A 15825-nucleotide genomic window follows, 5' to 3' on the forward strand; every position below is an offset into this window, starting at 1 on the left:
CTGATACAAAAAAGCCCACTTTCGTGGGCTCTTTGGGTTAAGTCAACTGACTTCTATTCAAGACTGCTACACAGGCCAGATTACTCTTCGATACCTTTGCTGCGCAGGAACTCATCGTAGCTTCCCTTGAAGTCAGTCACGCCGTTGGCAGTGATCTCGATGATGCGGTTCGCCAGAGAGGATACAAACGCACGGTCGTGAGATACGAAGAACAGAGTACCTTCGTACATTTCCAGAGCGTTGTTCAGCGACTCAATAGACTCCATATCTAGGTGGTTGGTTGGTTCGTCCATCACCAGGATGTTTGGCTTTTGCATGATCATCTTACCGAACAGCATACGACCCTGCTCACCACCAGACAGTACTTTGACAGACTTCTTAATGTCATCGGCACCAAACAGCATACGACCCAGAATACCGCGGACAGCCTGCTCGTCGTCACCCTCTTTCTTCCACTGACTCATCCAGTCGAATACCGTCATATCGTTTTCAAAATCAGCAGCGTGATCCTGAGCGTAGTAACCGATAGTGGAATTTTCAGACCAGTGGATAGTGCCTTCATCCTGCGGCAGTTCGTGGATCAGGGTGCGAACCATAGTGGTTTTACCGGCACCGTTCTCACCCAGAATGGCAATACGCTCACCTACTTCGGCGATCATGTTGAAGCCTTTGAACAGAGACTCACCGTCAAAACCTTTGGCCAGGTTCTCAACCACCAGCGCGTTGCGGAACAGTTTCTTTTCCTGCTCGAAACGAATGTATGGGTTGATACGGCTGGAGGCCTTAACTTCGTCCAGCTTGATCTTATCAATCTGCTTGGCACGGGAAGTGGCCTGCTTGGCTTTAGACGCGTTGGCAGAGAATCGGGATACGAAGGTCTGCAGCTCGGCAATCTGAGCTTTCTTCTTGGCGTTATCAGCCAGCAGACGCTCACGAGCCTGAGTCGCAGCAGTCATGTACTCGTCATAGTTACCTGGGTAAACGCGCAGTTCACCATAGTCCAGATCCGCCATATGGGTACATACGGAGTTCAGGAAGTAACGGTCGTGAGAGATGATGATCATGGTGCTGTTACGCTGGTTCAGCATATCCTGCAACCAACGAATGGTGTCGATATCCAGGTTGTTGGTTGGTTCGTCGAGCAGCAGTACATCAGGATCTGAGAACAGCGCCTGTGCCAGCAGCACACGCAGTTTCCAGCCTGGTGCCACTTCGCTCATCGGGCCGAAATGCTGCTCCAGTGGAATACCCACGCCCAGCAGCAGTTCACCGGCACGGCTTTCGGCGGTGTAACCGTCCATCTCGGCAAATTCCATCTCCAGCTCAGCAACCTTGATGCCGTCCTCTTCTGTCATTTCTGGCAGAGAGTAGATACGGTCACGTTCCTGCTTCACAGCCCACAGCTCTTTGTGACCCATGATCACGGTATCAACTACGCTGTACTGCTCGTAGGCGAACTGATCCTGGTTCAGTTTACCCAGACGCTCATTCACATCCAGAGACACGTTGCCGCTGGTTGGCTCCAGTTCACCGCTGAGAATTTTCATAAAGGTGGACTTACCGCAGCCGTTGGCACCGATAAGACCGTAGCGGTTACCGCCGCCAAACTTAACCGAGATATTTTCAAACAGTGGCTTAGCGCCAAACTGCATGGTGATATTCGCTGTAGTGATCAATGTGAAGTTCCAAATATTTGTGGGTGTGGCGGACCAAATCTCTGGCGCAAACTGGCCAAAACTTATGCCGCAAAAATCAAACGCGGCACTATATCAAATTGAGTTGACGATGTCATGGAATGAGCGGGATTAGTCGCACCACAAAAATCAAATGCGGCGCACGCTCTGAGCAGCAACTAAAACCCGTCAAGATGTCATGAGTCAGGCAAACCATCAGAGACAAAAAAGCACCTCAGTGAGGTGCTTTTGATTGGTGCTTAGTTCCAGCCACGCTCCGGGTACAACCAGAGGTGTACTGTCACCTCATCACGATCGTGATACAGGTGCTTACAGTTGATGCGGAAGTCCTCTACTCCGTTTTCACGCAGAATTTCATCCATGGTTGCCAGAATCTGATGCACTTCTTTAAAGCGGCTCTTCATTGGCAATTTCAGGTTAAAGATCGCTTCTTTAAACCAGCCATTAATCGCCCAGGCTTCCATCAGCTCGGCCACGCGGCTTGGCTTTTCTACCATGTCACACACCAGCCAGTAGATGTTCTTACGTGGCGGCTCCCAACGGAAACCATCAGCCATATGGTGTTTCACCTGGCCGGTTTCCATCAGCTTGTCGTTCATTGGTCCATTGTCGATGGCATGTACCATCATGCCACGGCGCACCAGCTGATAGGTCCAGCCGCCGGGACAGGCGCCCAGATCCACGGCGTTCAAACCACTGCGCAGACGGGTTTCCTGATCTTCTTTCGGAATAAAGTGAATAAAGGCTTCATCCAATTTCAGAGTTGAGCGGCTTGGCGCATCAGCCGGGAACTTCAGGCGGGGAATACCACCGAAATGAGGCGATGAGTTATTGCTGTAGGAGTAACCGGCATAGGCCTGACCCGGTGCCACAAAACACACATGGATAATTGGACGGCGGGAGTTCTCCTTCTGCAACAGATTGCCATGCTTACGCAGACTCTGACGCAGGGGGACAGTGAACTTACGGCAGAAAGCCGACAGCTCTTTGGACTCATTGGTGTCTGGAGTTTCCACTCTCAGCTCACCGCCATTTTCCACCTGGCTCAGGGCTTCAACAATAGGCGTAACTCTGTCTTCCTGTGGCAGGTCTGACAACAGCTCAGATGCCGCAAACATCTGGCGGGCAAACACCAGTGAGTCCAGACTCAGCTCTCTGGCCAGACGGTCGGCGTCACCATCGGCAAAACACTGGAAAATCACATAGGCGTCATCACGGTTGGCTTTAACGAAACCACCGACATTCAATTCACCAGCACGCAGCTGGATTTCAGCCGCACAGTCTTTTTCATAGCCTGCACGACAAAACAAAAACAGATTCTTCATCAGGAACCCTGGTCAATCCGGGCAAAATGCCCCATAGCAAAACGGTGTGCAGTATATACCCAAACCCTGTGAAGATGTATCTCTGTATCTTGCACATAGTGCCAGCGCAAACAAAAAGTGCGGCATGTCATTTGACGATGCCGCACTTAATCTGGTTAAGGCAGGGTCAGTTCTGCTCAACCACTTTGTCACGCCATACGGCGACCGCAATCAGCAGCCAACCTATCAGAAACAGTCCGCCCCCCATTGGCGTAATTGGTCCTGTCCACTTGGTGCCGAGCAAAGCATACAGATACAAAGAGCCGGAAAACAGCAGGATACCGCCAGCAAAACACCAGGCCGCCCAGTCCAGCAATCTGCTCTTCATCCAGTGACCGGCGAAAGCCACGGCGATAATGGCGAAGGTGTGGTAGAACTGGTATTCCACCCCGAGGTTAAAAATCTCAATCATTTTAGGGGCCGCAATATGCTTCAAACCATGGGCCCCAAAAGCGCCCAGAGCCACAGCCAGAAAGCCACTCAGAGATGCCAACAACAGCCAGCCTTTACGCATTTTCTTCTCCCAAAAAACCAACACAATAACCTATGGCCAATGCCAGATTAGCCTCTATTGTGGTGCCGGACGACTTGCGGGGGACAAAGCTGTGATCGCCATCAGGGATAAGTTCAATGCGAGTGTTGTCGCCGCACTCCCACTCTTTGGTTTTCTCGTAGCTGCCGAAGCTGTCACGCTCACCCTGCAACACCAACACGGGGACTTTTGATTGCTGCAAAGGCTCAAGTCTGGGCTCGGCTTCTACGCCTTTACGTTTAATTGCTATAAAGGGATATCCCAGACAAACCACCCCATTGACCGCCTCTGCCGCTTGCTCATCGCCAGCCAATATCGCCGCCATACGCGACCCCATGGACTTCCCCACCAACCAGATGCGGTCAGCGCCGGAAGCTTTGGCAAGTTCAAGGTACTGGCCAAAACACTCCAGCAATTTGGGCGCTCTGTCCGGTGGACGACGCTTGCCATCTTGGGCGCGTTTCTGCATATAGGGGAAATTAAAGCGCACTACGGCCATGCCTTTGGCCGCCAAACCATGAGCCATGACCGTCATAAACTCGTGGTCCATTCCGGCACCGGCGCCATGGGCCAGTAACACCAGATCCCCTCCGGTTTTCAGCTCACCATCAAGTATCACATGGCCGGCATCAATCTCAGCCTGGAAGCAATTCACTGCGTGACTCCTCTGCAAACATATCCAGCATCCACTCTCTGAATGCCGCAATTTTTCCAAGTTCTGCATGGCTTTGCTGACACACCAGATAGTAGGCGTCTTTACTCACGAGCACTTCCTGAAATGGACACACCAGACGCCCTGCTTTGATATCCGGGCGGGCAAGTACTGAGTAACCCAGTGCCACCCCCTGACCATGGGCAGCAGCCTGCAGCACCAAAGAGGAGTGACTGAAAATAGGTCCCTGATTCACATTGACGTCTGTCACCCCACACTGCTTAAACCAGGCCTGCCAATCCTGACGGCTGGAGTCGTGCAACAGGGTATGAAACTTGAGATCAGCGGGCTTTTCCAGTGGTTTGGGACCGTTGAGTAGCAAAGGGGAGCACACGGGGATAAGCACTTCGTTACGCAGCTTGTCGGCACGTACACCTGGCCAGTTGCCCTGACCATAATAGATGGCCACATCCACATCATCTGCCAGGCTGGCAGAGTCTGAGTCCACCGCTTTGATACGAACATCAATATCAGGGTTTTTCTCACTGAACTTAGCCAGACGTGGCACCAACCACTGAATCGCGAAACTGGGGGACATGGCGACAGTAAGCGAACCGATAGCTCCCCGGGCCAACAGACGATCTGTCGCCTCACCCAGCTGCACAAAGATATCCTTGATATCGAGGAAATAGCTCTGCCCTTCTTCTGTCAGCAGCAATGAGCGATTTTTGCGGCGGAACAACTTCAGTCCCAGAAACTCTTCCAACGCCTTAATTTGATGACTCACCGCCGCCTGAGTCACGAACAGCTCTTCTGCTGCACGGGTAAAGCTCAGGTGACGGGCCGCCGCCTCAAACGCTTTGACTGCATTGAGAGGAGGTAAACGTCTGGACATAGTGGTCACTTCCCTTGTTTGTATGCCAACACAGGCCTTCACCCGTGACGCCGATTTTCCTGGGTTTCACCTGAAAATGCTGCACGGGTTAACAGGATTAGTTTTTCTAATCGCTATTGTGACATTTTCTCGGGTAAACATACCAGCCGCTATCCTTAGTATTTACACCTAACTCACTGGAAACTTTGACGAGCGGGCACAAAAAAGCCGCATTCGCAGGTGCGGCTTACGTCTCAAACAATGATCTGTGGTATCAAAGCTAATCCCAGTTGGCAGTCACTTCGGTCATTACTTTATGCCACTTATCAAGCAAGGCTCTGTGGTGAGGTTGAATATCAGCACCGCCCATTGATTGATGGATCTCTAAAAAAGGATCATCCATGCCACTATCCTTGCCACTCAACTCCTCCATTACCGCAAGGCCATGGTATGGCACAGTCGAGGCGTTATATCCCCCTTCATGACAAAAAACCAATTTGCCATCACAAAGTTCAGCGGCTGCGGCCATCATGATTCTGGTCAAATGTCTAAAGCCATAGCTGGTGACACATTGCCTGCCCAAGGGGTCAAATATGCCCGCATCAAACCCACAGGGAACAATAATCAGCTCGGGCTTATAGGCTCGCAGCAAGGGAACAACAGTCTCTTCCAGCAGAGCAATGTAGGTCTGATCTCCAGTACCGGGTGGCAGGGGGAAATTCCAGTTATAACCCTCACCAGCCTCTCTCCCTTGCTCTTGAAAAAAACCCGTATTGGGTGGAAAACACCTATCCTGATGCACAGAAACAGTGAGCACACTTGGATCTTCAAGGAAGATGGCTTCAGCACCGTTGCCATGGTGAACATCCCAATCTACAAATGCGATACGCTTTAAACCGTAATGCTTCTGAGCATATTTGGCCGCGATAGCCGCATTGTTAATCAAACAAAACCCAATTCCCTGGTCTGGTTCCGCATGATGACCGGCCGGACGTATCAATGCATAACCGTTGTCTACAACCCCCTCCATGACATTTTTGACCAACTCGACCAAGCCACCGGAAGCCAACCTGGCTATGCTGTATGAACCTCTCCCCATGGGGACAAAGGGGCCCGCTTCACCACCCGTTTCATCAAGGGCCTCCAATTTTGAAATATATTGGTCTGTGTGAACCCTTTCGATAGCTTCACGCTCCAGAGCAACCGCATCAATTGGCACCAGGTGTTTCGTCATTCCTGTCGCATCCAACAGGTTTTTAATCCTTCTTTTGGTTTCAGGCCCATCGGCATGCTCGAAAGGTTGAACATCATATCCGGCTGCCATTATCCCTGCGGCATTTCCAGTGTTATGCCACATGTATCTTTCATTCCATACAAATCCTGTTTTCATAATTGACTACCCTTTTGTCAGAAATCATAGGAGATGGAGACGCCGTACTCTCTGGGACGGGCTGCATTCACTTCGACCAAACCAAAGCCAGGTTTATCTGCAACACCACTGGTGATGTAGACTTCATCCGTGAGGTTTCGACCATATAAACTGACACTCCAGGCCTGATTGTGAGGTTTATAGGTGGCAGTCATATTGACCAGAGTAAGGCCCTTTTGGATAAGTTCCGGCGTGTTGATAGCATCGTTGGCAACCTTGGACTTGTAGTTAGCATCAACCCTCAGGTTCAGATCACCATACTCCCCTACCGGCAGGTAATATTGAGCTCCCACGCTCAACGAATTCTCCGGTGTATTGACGAACATCATGTCTTTGGTGATTGGGTTCACTATCGGGGTACCGAAAGACCCAGTGACTGCAGCGTCCAGACGCGAATACTCAGCATCCAACAGCCCGTAATTGAGGTTAAATGTCAGATCTTCTGTCGCCAACAACACAAGATCCAGCTCAAGCCCTCTGATCCTTCCCTCTGCCGCATTGATGGTTCTGGGAATACCGTTATCAAATACCACCACCTGAATATCGTCATAATTGGCCGAGAACCCGGCGAAGTTCAGCCTGGCTCGATCATCCCAGAAGTCGGCTTTCAGACCCAATTCCCAGGTATCAACTTCTTCAGGTTTAAAGGAAGTTGGTGCTGGCAGGGGCAGACCATATCTAGGGTTAAAGCCACCACTTTTATAGCCCTGAGAATAAGACAAGTAGGTTATAAAGTTAGGCTGCCAGGTGTATCTGGCGATGGCTCGACCAGAGACGTTTGAGAAGGTCTCATTGGCAACCGGGTTCGCAATTGCCTGAGCCCCACCAATAAGATATCCGGAGGTATCAACGCCCTTATCATCTTCACTCCACCTCAGCCCCAGAGTCACATCCAGGCTGTCGGTCAGCGCATATTCAGCCTCACCAAATACAGCCTTACTCGAATTATCTATACTGGTGCCATCCCCTCTGGCATCGACCCTGAATATATTGGGACAGATACCTGCAGGAATTAAATTGGGCCCCCCAATCCCCTCAAGGTTGCAACCCACTCCCTCATTGGCATAAATATCAAAGGTTTCCTGAGCAAAGGAAACAGTGACACGGTCAGAGCCTTTTTCCTCCATGTAATAAAGGCCAACAATCCAATCCATCCTGTCGGAGAAAGCCTGCCCTGAAACCTGAAACTCCTGGCTGAACTGATGGTGTTCCATTTCGTTATAGGTCGATACCAGATCCAGTGGGGAGCCATCAGGGTCCCGGCCAAATTGGGTGTCAAACTCCCGAAAGCCACTGATAGACTTCAGCGATAATGAGTCTGTTAACTCCAGATTAGCCTCAAGGGAGACACCTAAAATGTCATACTTGGAGCCAGTGGGGCCGGTCGCATTACTGGTGAAGAGATCATTAGTCAGCCATTGCTTGTCATAACGCTGCGTCCCCGCGGGCAGTCCCGGCAACAGCGCAAAGGCGGCCAGTGCCGGATTGGTATTTCCGGCCAGAGGGTTACCGCCAATCAAGTTGTTGTATGCCAAACCGCCGAAAATAGTAGTTGGTGCTCCAATTTGATCTGGGTCGTTATTGACTAAAGTCGAGACTGGAGATTCTTCATCCGCCCGACTCCAATCAGCGGAGAGATCAAAAGTTAGCGCATCACTGGCATACCACCTTGAACTAAACCGAGCTGAGCGTTTTTCCTCACCTCCCAAAGATTGCCCTGTGATTAAACGGCGACCATAGCCATCCTTATCGTTAACGCCTACTGACAGCCGGGAAAACCAGTTGTCCGTCAAAGGCACATTGACGTAACCTCTGAACTTACGGTGACTGAAATTCCCCAGTGTCACTTCAGCACCACCGGAAAACTCCTCATCAGGCTTCTTGGTCACCACACTGATAGCGCCACCAATGGTATTTTTACCAAACAGGGTTCCCTGTGGTCCTCTGACAATTTCAATTCTGTCCACATCCATTGAGTCAAATATTGAACCTGTGGACCGGGCGATATAAACCCCATCGAGGTAGATGCCTACCCCGGGATCGCTGGTGAATACAAAATCTGACTGACCGACTCCCCGAATAAAAACGGAGGCAGCATTACTGCTGCCACTGATAGGGGCTGTACTGTCAAAGGTCAGGTTTGACACAAAATCGGCGACCTGAGAAATATCACCGATTCCACGGCTTTTTAAACTGTCCTGATTGAATGCAGCAATGGAAAGCGGTGTCTCCTGAATGCTTTCCACTTTTTTTCGAGCACTGACCTCTATCACCTCCATTTTTGAAGAAGTTTCTTCCTCTGCCCATGACACCGGCAAGCCTGTGAAAATACTTGCTATAATAACTGCTAAAGGGGTCAGTCTTTTTCTTTCTTTTCTGTATTTATTCATCATGGCTTCCTTTAGGTGGTCATGAATTTTTATAGGTACCACTTGGAATATAAACAATACTTTCCACAGTGAATTGACATTTACAGCCAAATCACTGACATTTGAAACCATAATAAATATAGAGGTACTTATGACTACCTACCAAAACACACTCTCCCCCAGATTCATAACCTATATCAGAGACTTCCTTCTTGATAACGAGGTAGATTACGAGAGTTTTTTAAGTGCTATCGATATATCAATATTGAATATGGAGGAAATGTCCCCAAGCATCCCGAGTAATAAAATCGCATTTTTATTCGAAAAAATATCAGAAAAGCTCAACAATCCTAACTTAGCAATTGAGCTGGCCAGCAATTTCCACTATGAATCCAGCAGTATGATCGTTATGGCTTGTATGGCATCGAAAGACGTCAGTCACATGCTACATACACTTACCCGATTTGATAAATTCGTAGACAGTGCTATTTTTCTGAAAATGGAAATAAACAGAACTGAAGTCTGTGTAAGTATTGACGTGTCAACAGAGAATCATGTCTGCGCAGACCAAATAAACCTATACTTAGTGTCATTTTTCATTCTATTCATTAGTAAAGCAACCAGAAAACCACTACCAGTCAACCGCTTATCTTTAGCGCTCAAATCTATAGATAATATCGACTTTGATTTACTTGGTGTAGACTCAAGACATATTTCACATAACAAAACCATCAATAAGATATATTTCCCAACAGAATTTCTAAGCACCTGCTTATACTCTTCCAACGAGCTGCTTCACGAAGTACTGACCAACGCACTCGAACACTACTTTTCGTATCAGAGTAATAACAGCAATTGGATCGATGTTGTCAGCAGGGAAATATTGCTGCAATTCAAAGATGGCTCTCCCACCCTGGAGTCTATCGCAAGCGGGATGGGCGTATCGCCAAGCACCTTGAGAAGACTACTCTCTGAAGAAGAGATTTGCTTTAAAACGCTAAAAAACAATGCCGTTATTCAGAGAGCAAAATATTACCTTAACCATACATCCATGAGTGTAACTGAAATCGCGCTTGAGCTGGGATACTCCGAATCCAGTGCTTTTTGCAGAGCATTTAAGTCAATGGAAAACTGCACACCGGATACTTTCAGAAAGACACATTCCTATAGAGAACAATATTAAATGCCGTCTCTACTTGTTATATTATCAATTCCCAATCTGCTGATAATAATCGGCAACACTTCGCAACTGCTCTTCTGTCATGTCAGAAATCACTGAGTTCATAATCATAGATTGTCTTTTCCCGTTTTTTATACTCATTAACTGATTAAAAAGATAATCAGCATGTTGCCCAGAGATATTTGGCCACTCATCATTTACAGCGTATCCCTTGGCAGTATGACAGGGCATACAATAACCACTCACATTTCTTCCCTGTTGATTTATCACTTTAGCAGGAGGAATAGCTACCTGCTGACTAGAATAATAATCAGCCAAAAACTCCATATCTTGATCTGTTAAATTATTCAAAACAGGCGTCATCAATGCATTTTTCCTTGCACCTGACTTAAAGCGTTTCAACTGAGTGACTATATAACCTTTGTTTTGACCAGCTAAATTGGGCCAGGCCGAATTAGCAGAAATACCATTACTACCGTGACAAACTGCGCATTGTTGTACCAAGGTAGTGCGATCTGTTGATAAAGAAAAGGGCGAGTAGAGTATAATCGATATGGCGAACACCTTAATTATTTTCACTGACATAATCAATCACACCTTTTCATTTGTTAATATTAACTAATAATTTCTGACGTTTTTCTGATAAATCAATTAATGGAATAGCTCTGACTGAATGAATTTCATCTGCCGTAAAGAGGGCATCACTATTTGTATTTTGACTGGCAAACGCCACAAGCATCCAGTTCAAGAGTTCAGCCAATTCAGCATCATTCAGGGGAGCACTCGCTACGCCTGGCACCTGGATAATGAATTGCTTCCCCTCTTTGGAGGCGATCAGTTTATTCAGGCTTTCAGTCAGATCAGGAACCTCTTTAGCGCCACGTCCATCAGGCAAGTGGCAGCCCTGACAAAACAACTGATAATGAAAAAGTGCTCGCTCAGGCTTGTAATCATATGCGTCATCAGCGGCAACCTTGTCCCCATAGCCAATTATAAAAAGTAAGGGCCAAACAGCTAACTTACTGACGGCGTTCATCTCTATTGCCCTTCTTCAAATGCGACGCCCACCACAACAGCTGTTGAGCAATGGTAAACCGATGACTCAGCTCCCAGGCACCAATTGACGTCGTTTGACTTGTCTGCACGGTATATTGGCCTGTCGCCTTCGTCCCGCTGGCACAGACAGGTGCCGCATTGAGTTTTGCCACAACAGTCATTGTAAGAAATGACATAGTTACGGCCGTCAATAGGGTTTTTGCAGGTACCAATCCAGGTCAGGGGAGACATTTCAGTGCCAGGGGGACACGTGTTATAGCTGCCTCCACAACACTCACACAAAAAACCATCCACCGCACAATAGCGCCAATAGTCGCAACTGGCTGGATCACCGTGCTCTGCTGGCCTTGTTGTCTCTGCGGCTCTGGCAACCGGCAATAATGGCACTGTGCCAGCTCCCACCAGCGATGCTCCCAACCACTTTATAAAGCTGCGCCTGGAGTCTGTCTGAGCAATTTTTCTTGCCGACTGTTCGAATAACTTATCCAGTATTTTCATTGCTGAGTGACCTCTGCTGCATTCTGTGCCAGGCCAGAACGCTTAAAATGTTCCTGTATGGACGCGACCTGCTTTTCATTTGCTTCAAATAAGCTGTCCAGGTGCTCTCTGGAGTTGATAATGCCAAATGCTGCTATTTTGCCCTGCTCGTCAATCAACACTCCGTAGGGCAATTTAGCCACCCCAAAACTGCGCCCCAATTGTTCAGAAACAAGGTAGGGATAGGCTGATAATTGATGAGATGTTGAAAACGTCTCGTGATCCTGCTGCTTGCCATCGCTGGCAATAATCAAATCCATCCAGTCGGATTCAACTTTGGCGGCAGACAATAATGTTGGCAGTAGGGTCTTACATACCGGGCAATCCGGAGACAGGAAAAACAGTAACTGAGCACGTTCAAGCTGATTGCCACCAATATTGATAGCACCATGAAACAGCGAATTGAGTTTTAACTCAGGGGCAAACTTACCAACAGATAGTTGCTGATTCATCGCCAATGCGCCTGCAGGAGCAACCCGTTCGAACAACACACCGACCTGTCTTGTCAGGGCAAATATCAATATCCCCTCAACAATCACCACAGCCCAAAGCAGGATATTTGTCAGCCATAGCATCTCCATCACTGTCTCCTCATCAGTCGTATTCTTTGATGGTTAGCAATCAACTGATCAGCACTTAGATAAAGCACAATAATAAAGATAGCTAACATGGATACGTTCAACCACCCTTCCCAGGTTCCCGGTGAGGGCGTGTCACCTGATACACCACACAGCACAATCAGTATCAGGTTTCTTACCAATAATTCGTAACTCACATTCAGTGACAGGGCTGACGAACTACAGCCACATTTAACTTCTCTCCGACCTCTGAGTAATTGACTGATCATCAGCAGCAAATACAGGCTCAGAAGCAACCCTGCTAATTTGATCGCCAGTTGACTGGTGGATGGGAATACCAGTGCCAACGCCACCATTACTTCAGTACTGCCAACCAATATGATCACCAGGTCTGCCAAACGCCTGTGTGTAATGCCGTACATGTTGAATATATCCCGGAAACCATGGCGGTTCGCTGGGTTCAACTTATTCAAGCCTGCACTGACAAACAGCCAGATCAGAAATAGCAAAAAGCCATATTGAGCCATCGTCATCATTAATATGCCTTAAACACCACTAAGGGAGTTTGATTACCAAAATCAGCCAGAGTTTGCTCAAGCTTGCCTGTCGCAACATCGATAACATCCAGATTCAACTCACCATTGGTGACAACCAATTTGGGCTCTTTTCCCCGTGTCACGGCTATTGATATCGCCCAGTTCGGTGCTTCGATAGTCTTGATCCGGGTACGGGTCTTAGGATCCACTACCCATACCTGAGATCCACCATGGGTTTGGGAACCATCAAATCCTTCCGGGTTCATGATGATGTACAAACGCCCGGCATCATCAACATCCATCAGCGCCAATCCCCCCGGACGCATCGATGTCTGTTGTTCCTGCTCATTCAACAGCGACCACTCCCCTTTATAGCTGGCAACATCTCCACGCAGATCCAGCTCATGCATCTCACCTTTAAAGCCCGGAAAATAGGCTATGCCATCAACAATTGCGGGACGTTCAAAGATGGGAGTGTCGTCGGTATCAAAAAAGGGGGGGATCAATACCTGCTCCTTTTTGTCACCGTCATCGGTGAGCACAGAAGTCATTAACCCACCGTTGTTGCATATTGAAGTCACACTGCGGCGACCGGTTGGGTAGGTCAGCACACACCCGGGAGTTTCTATGGTGCTGACGATCTCTCTGGTATCCAGATCCACCACAGTAAATGATGCGGCGGGTGTAAAATTAGCAACATAAAGCAGCTTTTCATCCGGGGATATTGCAATAGCGTGGCGTCTTGGCAGCGATGTCAGACGGGTCTTGGGCAAAACCAACTCTTTTATCGGGGAAAGCCTTGTACTGTCATAGATAACCAAGTAGTCGGTTTTCTTGCCGCGGCTTCCACGCTCATGAAAAGACTCAACAATGTAGAATTCATCGCGCTCCTTTGCCGGAAGAAAGTTACCCAAAAGGTTCTTGTCAACAATACCTTTAATGCGCTTTGCATGCTTGGTTTCTGTGACATCCATCAGGATAACTTTGCCACCAAACATACTGAAGAAACTGCCCTCATCTACGTACATCCAGGTGTTAGGCAAATTCCTCGGTAAAGTGACCACCCTGCCCAGTGGCTCAAGAGGTAGCGGCGGCAGATTAGGGTTGGCAACAGGTTGTTGCTGGCTGTTCGCATCCCCCTGTGACTGCTCAGCCCTGCACGAACCTGGTACCAAGGTGACAACACAAACGGTTGCCACTACAAGGCTTAACAACAATACGTTTTTAGCCAGACTGGTCATCATTTTCTCCCGTACCTTATTTGCTCAACTTGACGGTTTGTAACCAGGTATATTCCTCCAGCCCATAGAGACCGAATTCAACGCCGATACCAGACTGTTTTATCCCACCAAAGGGTGCATTGGGCTGAATAGCGCCATGATCATTTATCCAGACCGACCCCGCTTGCATGCGTTGCGCCAACAGTTCAGCCAGAACAATATCAGAGCTCCAAATCGAGGCTCCCAATCCTGAATCGTTACTATTGGCGATATTTACCACCTCTTCGATGCTCTGATACTTGATAATGGGAACCGCGGGGCCAAACTGCTCCTGCGCAACCAGACTGAAACTGTCATCAATATTGCCAATCAAAGTAGGTTGATAGAAATAACCCGGCCCCTCGATCCGGGCGCCGCCATGGAGCAACTCAGCCCCCCTGGCCAGCGCGTCGTTAATCAAAGATTCGACCTTTTCCAACTGCATTTTATTTTGCAACGGCCCTAAATCACTCTTGGGTAATAAGCCGTCACCCACCTTAATCTGCTGTGCAATTTGCGTTAGCTCCTCACAGACTTTGTCATACACACTTTCGTGAACATATAAGCGTTTCAGACAGGCGCAGGTTTGGCCGTTATTGTGGAAACAGGCACCAAATAACTTGGGTGCAATCGCCTCAATATCTGCGTCAGGCAACACTATGCCGGCATCATTTCCACCCAACTCGAGGGTGATTCTTTTAAGGTCTGCAGCGGCTGTTGCCATAATCTGCTTGCCGGTTGCGGTAGAGCCGGTAAACACAATTTTGTTAACGCCGGGATGGGAGATAAGGGCTTGACCGGTTTGTCCCCCTCCGGTCGCTAAATTAAGCACGCCGGCGGGTAACACTTCATTGGCTAATTCGATAAATCTATGGGTCGCGACAGGAGTGAGAGGAGAAGGTTTAATAACAAGGGTATTACCCGCCTTGAGAGCAGGTATCACATGCCAGATTGCTATCATCAAAGGCCAATTCCAGGGCGTAATCGACGCGACAACCCCGAGCGGCCTGCGATGCACTTCAATTCTGGCGTTATCATCATCCTGAATCAGATCCACCGGCAATTTAAGTGCGGCAGTCGCCTTAAGCCAGGCAATCGCCCCCCCAACTTCCATGGTGGCGCCAACGAAATTCAGCCCGGTAACCGGTTTACCGGTTTCCTGAACCACCAGGTTTATCAATTCCGCCTGATGAGTCTCCAACTTCTCTGCCAAAGCCATCAACAATTCGGTCCGGCGCTCGTCGGACTCTGCACTCCAGTCAGGAAATGCGCATTTGGCCGCATCAACGGCGCTGTCGACGTGCTGAGCCCCGGAATCAGCACATTGGGCAAAACAAACCTCGTTGGCAGGGTTTATCACGTCAAAGAGCACGTCAGTATCAACTTCGACTCCGTTAATAATTGGCTTAACTATTTTCATTTTTATCAGTCCCCAAATTACCCCTGACTCCCGACTGGCCCCGAAAATCCCCCAGGCTCAACTCGTCCGCCCTAATGAAATCGATAACAAATTGATTACATCCACTATAAGCCTGGGTTGGCTCCATTAATTGACATAAGCAACCAATTTATTGACAGCTAAGCTGATTATCTTTGATATCTGCGGTTCACTTTTTGGCAGGACAGCGCAGCAGGCAGGGATTGATATTCATCAGACAGGAGCGGTAACAGAAAGGACGGCAGACAACAGAACAGGATTGGTAAAAACAGAGGAGAGACTGCAGGCATTTTCACCGGCAGTCAGCAGTAAACCAGCTAATACGAG

General features: G+C 48.5%; 15 protein-coding genes. 1 reads left to right on the forward strand and 14 read right to left on the reverse strand.

What is annotated here, in order from left to right; translation table 11 throughout:
* Positions 1-80 precede the first annotated feature (80 nt).
* From L2725_RS05580 to L2725_RS05610, 7 genes are all read right to left on the reverse strand, one after another.
* Positions 81-1676 carry an ABC-F family ATPase gene (locus L2725_RS05580; protein ID WP_249248071.1) on the reverse strand — a complete coding sequence of 532 codons (1596 nt, stop codon included), beginning with the start codon at positions 1674-1676 and terminating at the stop codon, positions 81-83.
* A 257-nt stretch (positions 1677-1933) separates the two neighbouring features.
* Positions 1934-3019, reverse strand: coding sequence for a 23S rRNA (cytidine(2498)-2'-O)-methyltransferase RlmM (rlmM, locus tag L2725_RS05585; RefSeq protein WP_115135673.1), 1086 nt, complete (start codon positions 3017-3019; stop codon positions 1934-1936).
* A 166-nt stretch (positions 3020-3185) separates the two neighbouring features.
* Complete coding sequence (locus L2725_RS05590; protein WP_115135674.1) at positions 3186-3572, reverse strand: DUF423 domain-containing protein; 387 nt, start codon at positions 3570-3572, stop codon at positions 3186-3188.
* On the reverse strand, positions 3565-4245 hold the full coding sequence (locus tag L2725_RS05595) for an alpha/beta fold hydrolase (RefSeq protein WP_428985271.1): 681 nt from the start codon (positions 4243-4245) through the stop codon (positions 3565-3567). The genes L2725_RS05590 and L2725_RS05595 overlap by 8 nt, the downstream gene beginning before the upstream one ends.
* Positions 4226-5137: a transcriptional regulator GcvA gene (locus tag L2725_RS05600; protein ID WP_115135676.1), complete on the reverse strand. Its 912-nt coding sequence runs from the start codon at positions 5135-5137 to the stop codon at positions 4226-4228. The genes L2725_RS05595 and L2725_RS05600 overlap by 20 nt, the downstream gene beginning before the upstream one ends.
* 259 nt (positions 5138-5396) lie before the next feature.
* The gene (locus L2725_RS05605) at positions 5397-6473 is read right to left on the reverse strand and encodes a class II histone deacetylase (RefSeq protein WP_249248072.1); all 1077 of its coding nucleotides are present in this window, start codon (positions 6471-6473) and stop codon (positions 5397-5399) included.
* A 50-nt stretch (positions 6474-6523) separates the two neighbouring features.
* Positions 6524-8824 (reverse strand): TonB-dependent receptor, encoded by a 2301-nt coding sequence (locus tag L2725_RS05610; RefSeq protein ID WP_249248073.1) that lies wholly within the window; start codon positions 8822-8824, stop codon positions 6524-6526.
* Positions 8825-9065: 241 nt separating this feature from the next.
* Between L2725_RS05610 and L2725_RS05615 the strand changes: the two genes are divergently transcribed.
* The gene (locus L2725_RS05615; protein ID WP_249248074.1) at positions 9066-10097 is read left to right on the forward strand and encodes a helix-turn-helix transcriptional regulator; all 1032 of its coding nucleotides are present in this window, start codon (positions 9066-9068) and stop codon (positions 10095-10097) included.
* Positions 10098-10121: 24 nt separating this feature from the next.
* Here L2725_RS05615 and L2725_RS05620 read toward each other — a convergent pair whose 3' ends face one another.
* The 7 genes from L2725_RS05620 to L2725_RS05650 are packed head-to-tail and all read right to left on the reverse strand — an operon-like array spanning position 10122 to position 15480.
* Complete coding sequence (locus tag L2725_RS05620) at positions 10122-10679, reverse strand: c-type cytochrome (protein ID WP_249248075.1); 558 nt, start codon at positions 10677-10679, stop codon at positions 10122-10124.
* Positions 10680-10695: 16 nt separating this feature from the next.
* Complete coding sequence (locus L2725_RS05625) at positions 10696-11130, reverse strand: c-type cytochrome (protein WP_249248076.1); 435 nt, start codon at positions 11128-11130, stop codon at positions 10696-10698.
* Positions 11131-11132: 2 nt separating this feature from the next.
* Positions 11133-11648, reverse strand: coding sequence for a methylamine dehydrogenase light chain (locus L2725_RS05630; RefSeq protein WP_249248077.1), 516 nt, complete (start codon positions 11646-11648; stop codon positions 11133-11135).
* The gene (locus L2725_RS05635) at positions 11645-12268 is read right to left on the reverse strand and encodes a thioredoxin fold domain-containing protein (protein WP_249248078.1); all 624 of its coding nucleotides are present in this window, start codon (positions 12266-12268) and stop codon (positions 11645-11647) included. The genes L2725_RS05630 and L2725_RS05635 overlap by 4 nt, the downstream gene beginning before the upstream one ends.
* Positions 12268-12801 carry a MauE/DoxX family redox-associated membrane protein gene (locus L2725_RS05640; RefSeq protein WP_249248079.1) on the reverse strand — a complete coding sequence of 178 codons (534 nt, stop codon included), beginning with the start codon at positions 12799-12801 and terminating at the stop codon, positions 12268-12270. Before L2725_RS05640 ends, L2725_RS05635 begins: the two co-directional genes overlap by 1 nt.
* Positions 12801-14045, reverse strand: coding sequence for an amine dehydrogenase large subunit (locus L2725_RS05645; protein WP_249248080.1), 1245 nt, complete (start codon positions 14043-14045; stop codon positions 12801-12803). The genes L2725_RS05640 and L2725_RS05645 overlap by 1 nt, the downstream gene beginning before the upstream one ends.
* 13 nt (positions 14046-14058) lie before the next feature.
* Positions 14059-15480: an aldehyde dehydrogenase family protein gene (locus L2725_RS05650; protein ID WP_249248082.1), complete on the reverse strand. Its 1422-nt coding sequence runs from the start codon at positions 15478-15480 to the stop codon at positions 14059-14061.
* Positions 15481-15825: the final 345 nt, after the last annotated feature.

It is taken from the genome of Shewanella corallii, from assembly GCF_023349125.1.
Taxonomy (GTDB): domain Bacteria; phylum Pseudomonadota; class Gammaproteobacteria; order Enterobacterales; family Shewanellaceae; genus Shewanella; species Shewanella corallii.